The organism is Shimia sp. Alg240-R146, assembly GCF_947331465.1.
GTDB lineage: Bacteria > Pseudomonadota > Alphaproteobacteria > Rhodobacterales > Rhodobacteraceae > Shimia.
In genome coordinates this window covers 1,011,468-1,027,481 of the sequence record NZ_CAMZOK010000002.1, presented here as the reverse complement: position 1 = coordinate 1,027,481, position 16,014 = coordinate 1,011,468, and the positions used below count along the sequence as shown (strand labels likewise).

General features: G+C 55.7%; 19 protein-coding genes and 1 tRNA gene. 13 read left to right on the top strand and 7 right to left on the bottom strand.

What is annotated here, in order from left to right:
* Positions 1-139 precede the first annotated feature (139 nt).
* Positions 140-229, bottom strand: a tRNA-Ser gene (locus tag PG871_RS14280).
* A 144-nt stretch (positions 230-373) separates the two neighbouring features.
* Here PG871_RS14280 and PG871_RS14275 point away from each other — a divergent pair.
* From PG871_RS14275 to PG871_RS14240, 8 genes are all read left to right on the top strand, one after another.
* Positions 374-1,210, top strand: coding sequence for a DUF2059 domain-containing protein (locus PG871_RS14275; protein WP_270730372.1), 837 nt, complete (start codon positions 374-376; stop codon positions 1,208-1,210).
* A gap of 236 nt (positions 1,211-1,446) precedes the next feature.
* On the top strand, positions 1,447-2,097 hold the full coding sequence (locus PG871_RS14270) for a 50S ribosomal protein L21 (RefSeq protein ID WP_270730371.1): 651 nt from the start codon (positions 1,447-1,449) through the stop codon (positions 2,095-2,097).
* A 23-nt stretch (positions 2,098-2,120) separates the two neighbouring features.
* The gene (rpmA, locus tag PG871_RS14265; RefSeq protein ID WP_054001362.1) at positions 2,121-2,390 is read left to right on the top strand and encodes a 50S ribosomal protein L27; all 270 of its coding nucleotides are present in this window, start codon (positions 2,121-2,123) and stop codon (positions 2,388-2,390) included.
* 81 nt (positions 2,391-2,471) lie between these two features.
* Complete coding sequence (locus tag PG871_RS14260) at positions 2,472-3,065, top strand: LysE family translocator (RefSeq protein ID WP_270730368.1); 594 nt, start codon at positions 2,472-2,474, stop codon at positions 3,063-3,065.
* A gap of 13 nt (positions 3,066-3,078) precedes the next feature.
* Positions 3,079-3,624, top strand: coding sequence for a GNAT family N-acetyltransferase (locus PG871_RS14255; RefSeq protein WP_270730367.1), 546 nt, complete (start codon positions 3,079-3,081; stop codon positions 3,622-3,624).
* Positions 3,625-3,681: 57 nt separating this feature from the next.
* Positions 3,682-4,728 (top strand): GTPase ObgE, encoded by a 1,047-nt coding sequence (gene obgE, locus PG871_RS14250; protein ID WP_270730366.1) that lies wholly within the window; start codon positions 3,682-3,684, stop codon positions 4,726-4,728.
* The gene (gene proB, locus PG871_RS14245; RefSeq protein WP_270730365.1) at positions 4,716-5,822 is read left to right on the top strand and encodes a glutamate 5-kinase; all 1,107 of its coding nucleotides are present in this window, start codon (positions 4,716-4,718) and stop codon (positions 5,820-5,822) included. The genes obgE and proB overlap by 13 nt, the downstream gene beginning before the upstream one ends.
* A gap of 82 nt (positions 5,823-5,904) precedes the next feature.
* The gene (locus PG871_RS14240; RefSeq protein ID WP_270730363.1) at positions 5,905-7,170 is read left to right on the top strand and encodes a glutamate-5-semialdehyde dehydrogenase; all 1,266 of its coding nucleotides are present in this window, start codon (positions 5,905-5,907) and stop codon (positions 7,168-7,170) included.
* A 6-nt stretch (positions 7,171-7,176) separates the two neighbouring features.
* Here the strand turns inward: PG871_RS14240 and PG871_RS14235 are convergent, their stop codons facing one another.
* Positions 7,177-7,773 carry a histidine phosphotransferase family protein gene (locus PG871_RS14235; protein ID WP_270730361.1) on the bottom strand — a complete coding sequence of 199 codons (597 nt, stop codon included), beginning with the start codon at positions 7,771-7,773 and terminating at the stop codon, positions 7,177-7,179.
* A 29-nt stretch (positions 7,774-7,802) separates the two neighbouring features.
* Here PG871_RS14235 and PG871_RS14230 point away from each other — a divergent pair, with 29 nt between their 5' ends.
* The 3 genes from PG871_RS14230 (at position 7,803) to PG871_RS14220 (ending at position 9,720) form a co-directional block, all read left to right on the top strand.
* Complete coding sequence (locus PG871_RS14230; RefSeq protein WP_270730359.1) at positions 7,803-7,985, top strand: DUF3553 domain-containing protein; 183 nt, start codon at positions 7,803-7,805, stop codon at positions 7,983-7,985.
* Between the two features lie 134 nt (positions 7,986-8,119).
* On the top strand, positions 8,120-8,899 hold the full coding sequence (locus PG871_RS14225) for a GNAT family N-acetyltransferase (protein WP_270730358.1): 780 nt from the start codon (positions 8,120-8,122) through the stop codon (positions 8,897-8,899).
* On the top strand, positions 8,896-9,720 hold the full coding sequence (locus PG871_RS14220; RefSeq protein WP_443020496.1) for a lysophospholipid acyltransferase family protein: 825 nt from the start codon (positions 8,896-8,898) through the stop codon (positions 9,718-9,720). Before PG871_RS14225 ends, PG871_RS14220 begins: the two co-directional genes overlap by 4 nt.
* Here PG871_RS14220 and PG871_RS14215 read toward each other — a convergent pair.
* A complete protein-coding gene (locus PG871_RS14215) occupies positions 9,717-10,325 on the bottom strand; it encodes a glutathione S-transferase family protein (RefSeq protein WP_270730356.1) in 609 nt (202 codons plus the stop codon). The genes PG871_RS14220 and PG871_RS14215 overlap by 4 nt on opposite strands.
* A gap of 284 nt (positions 10,326-10,609) precedes the next feature.
* Between PG871_RS14215 and rpsB the strand changes: the two genes are divergently transcribed.
* Together rpsB and tsf are read left to right on the top strand one after the other, a co-directional pair.
* Entirely contained in the window at positions 10,610-11,404 is a 795-nt protein-coding gene (gene rpsB, locus PG871_RS14210) for a 30S ribosomal protein S2 (protein WP_270730355.1), read from the top strand.
* 66 nt (positions 11,405-11,470) lie between these two features.
* Positions 11,471-12,346 carry a translation elongation factor Ts gene (tsf, locus tag PG871_RS14205; protein ID WP_270730353.1) on the top strand — a complete coding sequence of 292 codons (876 nt, stop codon included), beginning with the start codon at positions 11,471-11,473 and terminating at the stop codon, positions 12,344-12,346.
* Between the two features lie 368 nt (positions 12,347-12,714).
* On the opposite strand, the gene PG871_RS14200 is transcribed toward tsf, so the two are convergent.
* The 4 genes from PG871_RS14200 to pstB all read right to left on the bottom strand — a co-directional run bounded on the left by PG871_RS14200 (position 12,715) and on the right by pstB (position 15,998).
* The gene (locus PG871_RS14200; RefSeq protein ID WP_270730352.1) at positions 12,715-13,482 is read right to left on the bottom strand and encodes a LuxR family transcriptional regulator; all 768 of its coding nucleotides are present in this window, start codon (positions 13,480-13,482) and stop codon (positions 12,715-12,717) included.
* 296 nt (positions 13,483-13,778) lie between these two features.
* The gene (gene phoB, locus PG871_RS14195) at positions 13,779-14,468 is read right to left on the bottom strand and encodes a phosphate regulon transcriptional regulator PhoB (protein WP_270730349.1); all 690 of its coding nucleotides are present in this window, start codon (positions 14,466-14,468) and stop codon (positions 13,779-13,781) included.
* A 19-nt stretch (positions 14,469-14,487) separates the two neighbouring features.
* The gene (gene phoU, locus PG871_RS14190) at positions 14,488-15,186 is read right to left on the bottom strand and encodes a phosphate signaling complex protein PhoU (RefSeq protein ID WP_270730347.1); all 699 of its coding nucleotides are present in this window, start codon (positions 15,184-15,186) and stop codon (positions 14,488-14,490) included.
* A 14-nt stretch (positions 15,187-15,200) separates the two neighbouring features.
* Positions 15,201-15,998 carry a phosphate ABC transporter ATP-binding protein PstB gene (gene pstB / locus PG871_RS14185; RefSeq protein ID WP_270730343.1) on the bottom strand — a complete coding sequence of 266 codons (798 nt, stop codon included), beginning with the start codon at positions 15,996-15,998 and terminating at the stop codon, positions 15,201-15,203.
* Positions 15,999-16,014 lie beyond the last annotated feature (16 nt).

Here is a 16,014-nt window from a genome sequence, read left to right as displayed (position 1 = left end):
AAGGCGCGGCGCGTATTCAGCATATCCGCTTCGCAAAAACGCCGATGAGATAGCGACCCAATTTAAAGCGAAACGAAAGTAAAGGGCGTAGTTTTGCCCTTCGAAAGTCAAGAGTTTCTCTTTTAAGTCATTGATTTTATGGCGGAGAGACAGGGATTCGAACCCTGGGTCCCCGTGAAGGGACAACGGTTTTCGAGACCGCCCCGTTCGACCACTCCGGCACCTCTCCGCGGTAGGGTCTTGGTGAGGGAGGCGTTTAATCAACTTCGTGATCGCCTGCAAGCGGCTTTTGCATTGTTTTGCCGGGTAAATGTTCTAGCGTTGAAGAATGTCATGTTCTGTTCAGGCCCGCGCCGTCCCGTTTCGCCAACCAATGCCATTCTCTCATATCCTGTGGGGCGCATTTGTGGCTGCGTTTATTGCTGTTCTGCTGTGTACCGGACCATCTCGGGCTGCGGAGCGCGACAAAGTCAAAGCTTTTCTTCAGGTGACCGGATTTGACGTCGCCATCGACTCCATTGCTCTTTCGGCCAGCACAGCACCTTTGATGCTCGGATTGGAAGAAGATGCGTTTGGGTTGGAATGGACGTTGTTGTCAAAGAAAGTGTTCGACAGGGAACTGATGCAAACCCGCGCTACGGATATATTGGAAGCCACGCTAAGCGACGATGTATTGGCGCACGGTGCGGCGTTTTATGCGTCGGAACTGGGGCAAAGGTTGGTAGAGGTCGAGAACGCGTCTCATTTGGCCGATGACGATGAAAAGGCCGCCGAGGGAGACCGGCTGCTGCGGAACTGGGGCGAAGAGGGCGATCAGAGAGTAGCGCTCTTTCAGAGAATGGACGTGGCCATCGATCCGCAGGACATCGGCTCACAAGCCGTCGCCGAAATTCAGGTGCGCTTTATTCTTGCGGCGTCATATGCCGGGGTCGTTGAGTTGCGCACAGATGAAGACGGGCTGAGGTCTATGCTTCGGGAAAGCGCAGAAGAGTTTGCGCAGGAGCGCGAGCAGTCCGCGTTGCGCAATGCAGCTTATACATATCAGTCCTTTTCGCTGGAGGAGCTGACTGCGTATACCGAGGCATTGGAAGACCCGATGATGATGCAGCTTTATGAGTTGATGAATGCCGTGCATTTTGAAGTCATGTCCAACCGCTTTGAAGCCTTGGCAATTGCGATGGGACAGATACAGCCGCAACAGGAGCTGTGAGGCGCGCAGAGCATTTTAATGGTCCGCGAGGCTGCAGCGAAAACCCGCGTTTAAGGCTTGACTTGCCCTGAAAACCAACGGATAAGCCCGCATCCGGCGTGAGGTTTGTTCTTTGCGCCGCGTTTTTGTTGACACACAGCCCGAAAAGGGCGCGCTGTTCGAGGCGGCTTAGCCAAAACACCGGAGCCGAAAGGCAAAGGGGCCACAGAATGCGGAGAGATCGAAGGAAATAGGACATGTTCGCAGTCCTCAAGACCGGCGGCAAACAGTATAAAGTACAGGCAGGCGACGTCCTGCGTGTCGAAAAACTGGCTGCAGACGCTGGCGAAAAAATTCAATTCAACGACGTGCTGATGGTTGGCGGTGACAAAACCGTTGTTGGCGCACCTTTCGTTGATGGCGCTGCCGTGCAGGCCGACGTGATCGACCAGATCAAAGGCGAAAAGCTGATCAAGTTCGTGAAGCGTCGTCGTAAGCACAGCTCCAAGCGTACCGTGGGCCACCGTCAGAAACTGACACTGGTTCGCATCACCGACATTCTGGCATCTGGTGCTGATAAGTCCGGCGTCAAAGCCGCGATCGGTTCTGGTTCCGTTGCTGCTGTGGCTGTTGCCGCTGCTGCTCCGAAAAAAGCCGCTGCCAAGAAAGCCGCTCCGAAGAAAGCTGAAGCGAAAGCCGAAGCACCTGCGGGCGCGGATGATCTGAAAAAGCTGTCTGGCGTTGGTCCGGCACTTGAGAAAAAGTTGCTCGCCGCTGGCGTAACAACATTTGCTCAGATCGCTGCATGGGGCGAAGCTGATATTGCCGAGTTCGACGAAAAACTGTCGTTCAAAGGCCGCATCGAACGCGAAGGCTGGGTTGCACAAGCAGCTGAGCTGGCGAAGTAAGCGAAGTATAGGAGACTAACGATATGGCACATAAAAAAGCTGGTGGTAGTTCCCGTAACGGTCGCGACTCCGCAGGTCGCCGTTTGGGCGTGAAAAAATACGGTGGCGAAAGCGTCATCTCTGGCAACATCATCATGCGTCAGCGTGGCACAAAGATGTGGCCGGGCGAAGGCGTTGGCATGGGCAAAGATCACACCATCTTTGCAACCACCGACGGCAACGTGAAGTTCCACAAAGGCCTCAAGGGCCGCACCTTTATTTCGGTTCTCCCGCTGGCGGAGGCCGCTGAGTAAGCCGACCTTAAGGTTAATGAGACATTTAGGGGGCCGGCTGACACAGCCGGCCCTTTTTCTTTTTGAGTTGAGAGGTGCGTGATGAGCGTCGCCATTGCACAATTTGCCGTTTTTGCAGCGAGCCAGGTGGGTACACCTGGGCCGGCGAATATGGCGTTGTTGGCAACGGGTGCGCGATTTGGCTTTGTCGCGGCTTTGCCATTTGTGGCTGGTGTTGCACTTGGCAAGCAATTGATTATTTGGCCCATCGGTTTCGGCCTCATGGCTTTGGCGGACACGCTGCCGTGGCTGTTTGAGGCCCTTAAATGGGCCAGTGTCGCATATATCTGTTGGTTGGCGTGGAAAGTTGCGAATTTGCGGTTGTCACCGCAGAGCGGCGCGTCAGAGAAACCACCGGGTTTTCTGGCCGGTCTTTGGGTGCATCCACTGAACCCCAAAGCTTGGGCAATGATTGTCACAGGTTTTACCAGTTTCGTGAGCCCCGACACACCAACGTTGCAAGCCACCGCCACGATAGCCATCTGTCTGCTAGCAACGCAGGCGATATTTCACCCGATCTGGACATATGGGGGAGACCGGATCGCACAGCTCGTCGCAGGACGCCCTGCGGAGCGGTATTTGATGAGGACCCTGGCGGCTTTGACCGTCCTGTCGGTTCTTGTTGTATTACTCTGAGGAGGAGAGTGGTATGAAACTTGATACCATCGTGAACCAGCCCGTAATGGAAGCGGAGCGTTTTGTGCTGCGTCCATTGCGGCGGTCAGATCAAGGGTTGATCGATATGTATGCGGGGCAGGAGGACGTGGCACGCATGACCACGTCCATTCCACATCCGCTGCCGCCCGGCGCCACTGAAGCATTCATTTTGCGTGCGCAATCTGAAGATCGGGTTGAAGACGTCTGGGCTATTGACGGATCGCAGGATGGTCAGGCCGAAGTCATGGGGCTGATTGGACTGACGCGCGTGGACACTGGCCTGGTGGAAATCGGGTATTGGATCGGTCCGGGGTTCTGGAATACCGGCCTTGCTTCTGCTGCCGTACGCACTTTGATTGCCGCAAATCCGCTGGACAGCATCTCGATTTTTGCCAGCGTGTTTCAGGACAACCCGGCTTCAGCGCGGGTTCTGACAAACTGCGGCTTCGAATATCTTGGGGACGCGGAGAGCTTTTCGGTGTCTCGCGATGCAAACGTGCCGACGTGGACCTATTCTCTGAAGATGGCCGAAACCTGATTGAGCCTGAGCGCAGGGCGCGCTATCAGGCACAATGCCCAAAAGGAACGAAAAGACATGAAATTCCTCGACCTTGCCAAAGTGTATCTCCGTTCCGGCGGCGGCGGGTCGGGCTGTGTCTCGTTCCGGCGTGAAAAATACATCGAATACGGCGGCCCCGACGGCGGGGACGGTGGCAGCGGTGGTTCGGTTTATGCCGAAGCGGTGGACGGTCTGAACACGCTGATCGACTTTCGCTATCAGCAGCACTTTTTTGCGAAGTCGGGCATTCCTGGAATGGGACAACAGCGGACCGGTAAAACCGGTGACGACATCGTTTTGCGCGTGCCTGTGGGCACCGAAATTCTTGATGAAGATCAGGAAACGGTTGTGGCTGACCTCACAGAGATAGGACAACGTGTTTTGCTGGCCAAGGGTGGCAATGGCGGCTGGGGTAACTTGCACTTCAAATCGGCCACCAACCAAGCGCCGAGGCGCGCCAATCCGGGCCAACCGGGGATCGAACGTACGATCTGGCTGCGTTTGAAACTGATCGCTGACGTGGGTTTGTTGGGTCTGCCAAATGCAGGCAAGTCAACGTTTTTGGCGGCGACATCTAATGCGCGGCCCAAAATTGCGGACTATCCATTCACCACGCTGCACCCGAACCTTGGCGTTGTGGGCGTGGACGGGGTTGAATTTGTCGTCGCGGATATTCCGGGCCTGATCGAAGGCGCGTCCGAAGGGCGCGGTCTTGGGGATCTGTTCTTGGGCCATGTCGAGCGGTGTGCAGTATTGCTGCACCTTGTTGACGGCTCATCAGGAACGCTGCTGGATGACTATAAAACCATCGTCCAAGAGATTGGAAACTATGCAGAAATTCTCGCGGAGAAACCACGGGTGATCGTGCTTAACAAGATCGATACTTTGGACGAAGAGGAACGCACCTTCCTCAAGGAAGAGCTTGAAGCGGTTGCAGGAGCGCCGGTGATGTTGATGTCCGGCATCAGCCATGAAGGCACGACCGAAGTTCTGCGCGCTTTGCGGGCGGAAATTGATGACGGTCGCCTGCGTCAAAGAATTGCAGACAATGTCGGCGAGGAAGAAGAGCCTTGGCAACCCTGAGCGATGCAAAACGGGTTGTGATAAAAATCGGGTCTGCCTTGCTGGTGGACCGGAACAAAGGGGTTTTGCGCGAAGATTGGCTGCGTGGGTTGGCCGAAGACGTGGCCATGCTCAAAGCGCGCGGCGCCGATGTGGTTCTTGTGTCGTCAGGTTCGATCGCGTTGGGAAGACGCGCGCTTGACTTGCCAGCAACCGAGCTTTCATTGGATCAATCTCAGGCCGCCGCCGCTGTTGGGCAAATCCGGCTGGCGCGGGCGTATGAAGAGGCCTTGGCGCCACATGGGATCACCACGGCGCAGGTATTGGTCACTCTGGAAGACAGCGCCAACCGGCGTCGCTATCTGAATTCACGTGCCACCTTGGCGCAATTGCTTTCGTTGGGCGTGGTTCCAATTGTGAACGAAAACGACACTGTGGCAACCGATGAAATTCGGTATGGCGACAATGACCGATTGGCAGCACAGATCGCGTTGACCACCGGTGCGGACCGGTTGGTTTTGCTGTCAGACGTCGACGGGTTTTATTCGGCCAATCCGATGGAAGACCCCACCGCGCAGCGCTTTGACGTGATCGAAGACATCACCGCCGAGATCGAAGATATGGCGGGCGAGGGTGTTTCCGGCCTGTCCAAAGGCGGAATGATCACCAAGCTGATGGCTGCCAAGACTGCCACCGCTGGCGGGTGTGCGATGGCGATCACCGAAGGCAGTGTGATGCGGCCGGTTTCGGCGCTTCAGGAAGGTGCCAACGCCACATGGTTCACCGCACAAGGCACGCCACAGTTGGCCCGCAAACGGTGGATCGGATCGATGAAACCACAAGGCACTCTAATCGTGGATGCCGGCGCGGCACGGGCGTTGGGACAAGGGAAAAGCTTGCTTGCGGCAGGTGTGATCGATGTAGACGGAGACTTCGGTCGGGGCGATCCGGTGGTGATTGCCGACCCGGAGGGACATAAAATCGGGCAGGGGTTAGCAGCCTACAAATCTGGTGACGCTGCAAAAATCAAAGGCCATCATAGCCGCGACATCGAACCGCTGCTTGGCTATCCGGGGCGCGCGGCCCTTGTTCACCGCGACGATATGGCACTCTGAGCCGCCTCTACCTATCCTTACCGCCTCGACCTAGTTGAATTTTTAACGAAAGCATAAAAGCGAAACGCAAAGGACCCGTCTGATGAACGACATCGCAGATATCCCCGCCCTGATGACCGAGCTTGGCCAGAACGCCAAAGCCGCAGCAGCGGAATTGGCCTTTGCCCCGGCAGAGGCCAAGCGCAAGGCGCTTGAGGCTGCTGCAGACGAGGTCTGGGCTCAACGCGCCGACATAATTGCCGCCAATGCCAAGGATTTGGAATTTGGACGCGACAAGGGTCTTTCGGATGCGATGATGGACCGTCTGATGCTGGACGAGAGCCGCATTCAAGGCATTGTAGACGGGTTGCGCGCTGTTGCGGCGCAGAATGATCCTGTGGGCGAAATCCTAGAAGAATGGGACCGTCCTACTGGGCTGAATATCCGTCGCGTGCGCACACCTTTGGGCGTGGTCGGCGTGATCTATGAAAGCCGGCCCAATGTGACGGCAGACGCCGGTGCGCTGTGCCTGAAATCCGGCAATGCGGTTATTTTGCGCGGCGGCTCTGAGAGTTTTCACAGTTCCGGTGCAATCCATGCCTGCCTTGTAGAGGGTTTGCGCGCGGCCGGATTGCCGTTGAGCGCGATTCAGCTGGTGCCCACCCGAGATCGCGCGGCCGTCCAGGCGCTGCTGACAATGACCGACCACGTGGATGTGATTGTGCCTCGTGGCGGAAAGGGGCTGGTTGGGCTTGTGCAACGCGAAGCCCGCGTGCCGGTGTTTGCGCATCTGGAAGGTATAGTTCATGTCTATTTGGACAAAGCCGCAGATCCAAAAAAAGCAATGGAGATTGTCCTGAACGCAAAGACACGGCGCACTGGGATCTGTGGTGCCGCTGAGTGTCTTTTGATCCACGAGGATCTGGTTGACACTTTGGGGTCTGACGTCGTGTCCATGCTGGTCAACGCAGGCGTGAAGGTGCACGCTGACGGTCCTCTGCAAGGTATATCTGGCACCGTCGCTGCGACCGACGCGGATTGGGGCAAAGAATATCTCGACATGGATATTGCCGCCAAAGTCGTAGGTGATGTGGATGGGGCGATCGCACATATCCGCCAGTTTGGGTCAGATCACACCGATTGCATCATCACCGAAGATGAAGCGGCAGTTGCGCGATTTTTTGAACGCGTAGACAGCGCGATCTTGATGCACAATGCCTCAACACAGTTTGCCGATGGTGGCGAATTTGGCATGGGCGCGGAAATCGGCATCGCCACGGGCAAAATGCACGCCCGCGGCCCTGTTGGGGCCGCTCAGCTGACAAGCTTCAAGTATCTGGTCACCGGTGACGGGACGACGCGGGCCTAAGCCCGACTAAAACGACAGGTTCAGCTGGGTTTCGGTCCAGCTGGCGCTGATTTTGCGACCTGATTGCTGTGCCGAATGGGGCAGGAGGCCAAATTGAACTTTGGCAGGAGCAAGATCTTCGGGCAGATCGCCGGTTTGCGCAGCGGTCCACAAGACGTCATCCACCCGCAGCTTTTCGCTTTGCCCTGTCAGGCGCCACGTGCCGTCTTCGCATTGCACACTGACCACGCCACCAAAGGGCAGGGCGTTTTCAAAACAGAGCAATCCGAGGAACGCCAAACGCAACTCTGCGCGCTCGACATGTCCCTGCACTGTCCAGTCAACCATCATGCGCGCGCCAATGGCGAGATTGTCCAGAATGGTGAGAATTTCCTGCTCACCTACTTGCTGATCGCCGGAGCTCTGACCAAAGGCAACACGAAAAAATCGAATTTTCGCGTTGGCGTTCTGCACACTTTCGCTGATCAATCCAAGCTCGGGTCCATTGGCGGCCCCGGCAAGTTCAATAAGTTCCATCCCGTTGCTGATGGCGCCAACAGGGCTAATCAGGTCGTGGCAGATGCGGGAGCCTACCAATGCGGCCAGATCCGGTTTATGTGTCATGCTCATCACTCCTGATGCGTGGACTAAAAATGGACGACCTTAACGCCTTTCTTGAACCCGGTGCGCTGGTGAGACATCCGACCCAACCTGGTTGGGGTGTTGGTCAGGTGCAGTCCAACATCGGCGGCAAAGTCACGGTGAATTTCCGCGAGGCGGGCAAGGTGGTTATCAATGGCAGTCACGTAGGGCTGTTACCGGTAATTGAGGATTAATTGGTTAAAATCAAGTTCACGTGCGTCGAACAACGTCAACCGCCGGCAGGTTTTTTCCAATTTACGCCAGCTTGGTTGATTAAAAGCGGTGCGGTGCGTAAAACCGCGGCAACGAGAGGCGCAAAAGCAGCACGATGACCGCACATACCCCTGATTTTGAAGTGAGACTTGCCAAATCCGACGATGACCTGCGTGCGGCTCAGAGACTGCGGTATCGGGTCTTTGTCGAAGAACTGGGCGGCGGCGGTGCGATGGTCGATCACGACGCACGGCTTGAGCAAGACAAGTTTGATCCGTTCTATGATCATATGATCCTGATTGATCGCGCGCTTGAGGGCGATGCTTTGGACAAGGTGGTGGGTGTGTATCGGCTGCTGCGTCATGACATGGCTGCCAAAATGGGGCAGTTTTATTCTGAAGATGAATACGACCTCAGCAAGCTCAAAGCATCGGGCCGCAGGTTGATGGAACTTGGACGGTCTTGCCTGTTGCCGGAGTATCGGGGCGGAACCGCGATGTTTCACCTGTGGTCGGCGCTGGCAGCATATGTTGCAGAGCATGATGTCGAAATTCTGTTTGGCGTGGCCAGCTTTCACGGCACCGATGTCGGGGCCTTGGAGCAACCTCTGTCTTTGCTGCACACTCGCCATCTTGCGCCTGAAGATATTCGCACCCGCACACAACCACAGCATTTCCAGAGCATGGATTTGGTGGCTGAGGATCAAATCGACCGGCGCGCAGCGATGCTCGAAGTGCCGGCATTGATCAAAGCATATCTGCGGTTGGGGGGATTTGTAGGCGAGGGGGCGTTTGTGGACCATGCGTTCAACACGACGGATGTGTGCCTGATACTGGACACAGCCCGGATGAATGAAAAGAACCGCGCACTCTATACCAAGGCGCGCCTCGCGTGAGTACCTGGGAAGGCCCGGAGGGGTATCTGGCGCATAAACCTTTGGGGTTCGGCGGCTGGATGCGAGCGATTTTGCGCGGAGTGCCGTTGGGCGTCTTGGTTTTTGGCTGTCTCGTGTTGCTGCTTGCTGTGCGTATGTTTGAGGCGCCGCTGTTCGGGCTGCACCGTCCCTGGACGCCCTATATCACGCGGTTTGTCTGCCGCTCTGCGTTCCACATTCTGGGAATTGGGTTTTCCTCGCAAGGCACGCCGATGACCCATCGCGGGGCAGTGGTGTCAAATCACAGCTCTTGGTTGGACATTTTTACGTTGAACGCCCGCAAAAACCTTTATTTCGTGTCCAAGGCCGAAGTGGCCAAATGGCCTGGCATCGGCTGGCTGGCGCGGGCGACTGGGACCGTGTTCATCAACCGCGACCGCCGCGAGGCAGCGGCGCAAAAGAAAGTGTTCGAAGACCGGCTGTTGGCGGGGCACAAGTTGTTGTTCTTTCCCGAAGGCACAAGCACCGACGGACAGAGAGTTTTACCTTTTAAATCAACACTTTTTGCCGCTTTCTTTGATCAACGCCTACATGAAGATATGCACATCCAGCCCGTGACCGTGCGCTATATCGCGCCCGCGGGCGAGGATGCTCGGTTTTATGGTTGGTGGGGCGATATGGACTTTGGTCCGCACCTTTTGGTGACATTGGCGGCACGCCGGCAAGGACGTGTCGTTGTGGTCTATCATGAAGAGCTGAGCGTGGCGGATTTTGACAGCCGCAAAGCCCTGGCAGAGGCCGCGGAAAAAAGTGTCCGCAGCGCTATGTTGCCCGAGGTTTAGCCGTTGTCGCGGGCCTGTGCCCGCTGGTAGGCGGGACGGGCGTGGATAGCATCCACAAAGCGTGCGAGCGCCGGATACTGTTTGGCGCCTTCGCCACGCACTGCAATCTCCGCCGGAAACACCATCATCACATCCACCGCAGACAGATCATCCAGAACAAAGTGACCAGAGGGACGCAGTTGGCTGTCCATGTAGGAGAAGTGGTTGTGCATCTCTGAGGTGATGCGCGGCTGCAGTGGCGCAGCGGACTCGCCAAGGATTGAAGTATAAAGCCCCAAGAGCGGCGGCAGCATGGCGGACCCCTCGGCGAAATGCATCAGCTCCAGATGGTTGACGTAAGATGTCGTGCCTTTCTCTGGGATCATCTGAGGCGCATGCTTGGCGCAGATCATCTCGACAATGGCGGCGGATTCCGCAATCACACGGCCATCCATTTCGATCACCGGCGATTTGCCTAAAGGGTGCACGTCGCGCAGCTCCGGTGGGGCCAGTCGGGTCTGTTTGTTGCGGTGGTAGGCCACAAGATCATAGTCTACGCCGATCTCTTCGAGCAGCCACATAATGCGCAGAGACCGCGACTTGTTGAGGTGATGCAAACGGATCATGAAAAGGCTCCTTGAAGGGTGTCTGAACGCAGTTTACGAAACACCTGCGGGAAAAGGCGATTTTTGCGCCTTAAGGAACGCGGCGTCACGGGATTTACGTATTATCGGAACATCCCTCTATTGCGGGGTTGCGCCGCCCAGAATCCTCGTATAAACGCGCGTCATTCAAACCCGCAGGCGGGGTTTGGGCTCGGGCAGGGGAGACATCCCTGTCAGTCCGCCGGTTGGAGCATCCGCTCTCACTTCTCCCCGCCAAGGCGTAAACCGGAAAAGGAAATACAAGCATGGCTCTTCCTGAGTTCTCCATGCGTCAGCTGCTGGAAGCTGGCGTTCACTTTGGCCACCAGACGCAACGTTGGAACCCCCGCATGGGCGAGTTCATCTACGGTTCGCGCAACGGCATTCACATTCTTGACCTGACACAGACAGTTCCAATGCTGGACGCGGCTTTGAACGCGATCCACGCAACCGTCGCCAAAGGCGGCCGCGTTCTGTTTGTAGGCACCAAGCGTCAGGCCGCAGCGCCGATCGCAGACGCTGCTGAAAAATCTGCTCAGTACTTCATGAACCACCGTTGGCTCGGCGGCACATTGACCAACTGGAAAACCGTTTCCCAGTCGATCAACCGCTTGAAAGAGATCGACGAGAAAATGGAATCCGGCGCTGAAGGCCTGACCAAAAAAGAGCGTCTGGGCATGGAACGTGACCAGGAGAAACTGCAGGCGTCGCTGGGCGGTATCCGCGACATGGGCGGCGTTCCTGATCTTCTGTTCGTCATCGACGTGAAAAAAGAAGCACTGGCGATTGCAGAAGCCAACAAACTGGGCATTCCGGTTGTGGCGATTGTCGACACCAACTGCAGCCCGGATGGCGTTGACTACATCATCCCAGGCAACGACGACGCAGCACGTGCAATCGCTCTGTATTGTGATCTGGCAGCCCGTGCCGCTCTGGACGGTATGACCGCACAGATGGGCGCTGCTGGCGTTGACCTTGGTGCATTCGAAGAAGCACCGGCTGAAGACGTCGTTGCAGAAGAAGCACCGGCTGCGGAAGCAGAAGCACCTGCCGAAGCGTAACAATTCTGACACGGGGGCAGGGTAAGCCCGCCCCCGTATTTCCAATTCTGACGAGGAGAGCCAAAAATGGCGATCACAGCAGCTATGGTCAAAGAACTGCGCGAGATGACCGGCGCAGGCATGATGGACGCGAAAAAAGCGTTGACCGAAACAGACGGCGACCAGGAAGCAGCAATCGATTGGCTGCGCACCAAAGGTCTGGCGAAAGCGGCCAAAAAATCCGGCCGTACCGCAGCCGAAGGTCTAGTGGCCGTTAAGGTTGACGGCGGCAAAGGTGTTGCCGTTGAAGTGAACTCTGAAACCGACTTCGTCGGCAAGAACGCGGACTTCCAGTCGATGGTTTCCGCCATCGCGGGCGCGGCTCTGACAGTGTCTGACGTTGATGCGCTGAAAGCGGCGGATCTGGGCGGCAAAACCGTGGAAGAAACCGTCACGGCAGCCGTTGCAACGATCGGTGAAAACATGTCCGTGCGCCGTATGGCGACCGTTGAGGGCGACGTTGTGACCTCATATGTGCACAATCCCGCGACTGACGGCATGGGCAAAATCGGTGTTCTGGTTGCGCTGAAAGGCGGCGACGAAGCCTTTGGCAAGCAGGTTGCAATGCACATTGCAGCTGCGAACCCACAGTCTCTGTCCGAAGCAGATCTGGACGCGGCCGTTGTTGAAAAAGAGCGTAATGTTCAAATCGAGATCGCCCGCGAATCCGGCAAGCCCGAGCAGGTAATCGAAAAGATGATCGTTGGCCGCATGAAAAAATTCATGTCCGAAGTGACCCTTTTGGGCCAAAACTTCGTGATCAATCCTGACCTGACCGTCGAAGCTGCCGCAAAAGAAGCTGGAGCTGAAATCGTTGGGTACGTCCGCATGGAAGTGGGCGAAGGCATTGAGAAAAAAGAAGAAGACTTTGCGGCAGAAGTGGCTAAAGCCGCTCAAGGCTAAGCCTTGTTGCAAACAGTGTTTTGGAAAGGGGCCGGTTCTTTGAACTGGCCCTTTTCTATGTGGTAAATAACCCGAGATCTACTTGGCCTGGCACAAAAAAACGACGCCATCCTGGGGGACAACGCCGTCTCTTTTCACGGCCTCCAAAACATGGGGATGGGGAGACCTCCGAAAATTGCCAGCCTGAAAACTGAAATATACTTTCAGACTGACGTCCGGGATTTACCGGTCAAAACAGAGAGCTTCGATATCGCGAAGATCCGATCTGATATGTTCCAAAGGCCAAAGCCACCACTCACGGAACAGCTACAGTGTGCCATTACACGCGGACTTGGGGCAAGTCAGGGTTCCCTTACTAACCCCGGAGATCAGGACCGAGGCGCTTCGAGCAGATAAATCTGCTTCATAAACGACGCTTTGAGCAAAGCTTGTGCAGTTGTCTCCACGTTCATCGCGTCACGGGCCAGTCTGAGGTGCTTTTCAACGGTGGCGGGTGTGCGTTCGATCAACAAGGCAATGTCTTGAATAGTTTTGCCGTCGCCAACCCACTCGAGAACCTCACGCTGGCGGCTTGTCAGTTCCCGCTCGGCGTTTGCATGGGGCAGGGATTGTACTTTGAGGTGCGCAACGTTGTTGATGAGTTCGATCTCACGACCGTGTTGCCGCCATACTTCATCTGCGTCTGCCTGCGTCAGATCGCTTCGTGCGGCCAATGAAATTGCGCCTTTGGTGCGTGACGACACCGATGGGAAACTGACTGTGTAGCCGGCCTGGATCCCAAAACTCTTGTTGACCTCAAGTACATTCAATTGCTGGTCGCTCAGCGCGCCCGCGTCCAACGCCTTGGCGGCCATGCCCCAGCCGGCAGATCCTGAGTTGTTCAGTGTCCATTCAAACATCGGGCCGTGAAAATACAGACCTTCACCAAGGAACTTATGTAGGTAGGCGGGGTCGTGGTTGGATAGAATAAAGAAATCATCCACATCGCCAACCATCATACCGCTGCGATAATTGGTGTAGCCATAAATGATGCGATCAAACCCGAATTTGGCCATGTAGTCGCAGTGCTCAGGCCAAAGCTCTTCCAATCGCGTGTGCCGGGTGAGATTTTCGATGTAGGCGAGCGTTTCGTTCATTCAACTGGGTCTTTCAAAGTCTTCAAACACGCGACATCCAGGCGACACGCCGGTTAGCGCGGATTTGGAGACAAGTCGCCGATATCTGTGGTTTTGTGGTGCACCGACAGTATGTGCAAGTGCGCGACTCTGTCCAGTGTAGAGTTGGTCACGGATTTAGTGATTATTGAACGCCAATATTTTACATAATACCTATTATGCGCATTATACTAACCATCAATATTGCGCCCAACCTGATCGGCAACCACAGGTGCACACTACTTTCACTCTGCCGTCTAATTAATTGAAACTAAACATTACCCCAGTGCATATCCCGCGCCACGCACTGTGCGCAACGGATCTTCACCACCGTGAACACACAGCGCCTTGCGAAGACGTCCTATGTGCACATCAACGGTTCGGCTGTCGACGTAGATGTCGCGCCCCCAAACACGATCCAACAACTGCTCGCGGCTCCAGACCCGTCCGGGTTTCTCCATAAAGGTAGTCAGAAGCCGGAACTCGGTTGGACCAAGCTTTAGTTGCTTTTCCCGACGCGTGACGCGATGGGTTTCCGCGTCGAGTTCAATGTCTTCGTATTTGAGACGTTGGCCAACGGCCGCCGGGCGGACACGACGCAATTGATTGCGCACCCGCGCCATCAGTTCGAGGACAGAATACGGCTTGATGACATAGTCGTCAGCACCGGTTTCGAGCCCCCTCACCCGGTCGACTTCCTCGGACCGCGCAGACAGCATGATGATCGGGATTCCGGCTGTCTCGGTCCGCGTTTTCAGCTGTCGACAGACCTCGATGCCAGACGTTCCAGGCAACATCCAATCCAGTACGATAATATCCGGGTTCACTTCCTGAACGACGATTAATGCTTCATCGCCGTCCGGTGCTGTTTCGACGTAAAAGCCTTCTGCCTGAAGGTTGTAGGACAAGACTTCGCGTTGTGCGGGTTCGTCTTCAACGATCAGAACTGTGGGGTGATCCTTACTCATGACAACTATCCTGTTGGAGTCATTCGGCTTCGAGGCGTGTGGCCTTTGGGCGGGAGTCTTCCGGCAAGTTTCCGGAAACGAGGTAGATGACCTGTTCCGCCACAGACGTCACATGGTCCCCCATCCGTTCGGTATTTTTGGCGATGAAATGCAGGTGCATACAGGGCGTGATGTGTCGCGGATCTTCCATCATAAAGGTGATGAATTCCCGGAACAACGCGTTGTACATTTGGTCCACATCCCGGTCGCGTTCCAGCACGTCATGCGCCTTGTCTACATCGCGCAAAATAAATGCGTCCAGCACATCTTTGAGCATCAGCTGAACTTCGCGGGCCATGCGCTGCAGAGCGCCGCGGGCCCCCTCGATCGGTGTCATGTGAACCAGCACGGCATTGCGTTTTGCCATATTTTTGGCGTAGTCACCAATGCGTTCCAGATTGCCCGAAATTTTCATCACCGACAGAACAACGCGCAAGTCCAAAGCAGCTGGCGCACGCAGCGCAATCAGGTTGGCGCATTCCTCGTTGATGAGTGTGTCCAGCGCGTCAATGGCTTGATCGCGCTTGATAACTTCGGCGGACAGTTCTTCGTCCTGGTTAAGCAGTGCTTGGGAGGCGTCGACAATGGCGGCTTCCACCAGACCACCCATTTTCATGATGTGAGCCTGGATGCCTTCGAGGTCACGGTCAAACGATGAAACGATATGTTGATCAGGCATTTGCGGGTATCTCCTTAACCGATCCGGCCAGTGATGTAGTTTTGCGTCCGCTCGTCTAGCGGGTTGGTGAATATCTGCGAGGTGTCGCCGTATTCCACGAGATTGCCGAGGTGGAAAAAGGCGGTTTTCTGGCTCACGCGCGCGGCTTGCTGCATGGAGTGTGTGACGATCACAACCGAGAACTGATTGCGCAGTTCGTCAATCAATTCTTCGACTTGTGCCGTGGCAATCGGGTCAAGTGCCGAGCAAGGCTCATCCATCAGCAATACTTCGGGTTCGGTCGCGACGGCGCGTGCGATACACAAGCGTTGCTGCTGACCACCGGAAAGCCCGGTACCCGGAGCATCAAGACGGTCTTTGACTTCGTCCCAAATAGCGCCGCGGCGCAGGGATTTCTCAACGATAACGTCAAGATCGGCCTTGTTCTTGGCCAGTCCATGAATTCTGGGGCCATAGGCGATGTTGTCATAGATCGATTTCGGGAACGGGTTTGGTTTTTGAAAAACCATCCCTACTTTGGCCCGCAATTGAACTGGATCCACACGTTTGTCGTAGATGTCTTCGCCGTCAATTTTGATGTCGCCAACAACGCGACAAACATCAATTGTATCGTTCATCCTATTGATGCAGCGCAGGAAAGTTGATTTCCCACAGCCGGATGGACCGATAAATGCGGTGACCGTCTTGGAGTCAATGTCCACGTTTACATCTTTGATCGCGTGTGTGTCACCGTAGTACACCTGCACATCGCGAGCGGAGATTTTTGTTGTCTTCTGATCCACGGTATCCCCCAGAATTGGTGCGTCATACATGTCTTGGTTTTCCTCA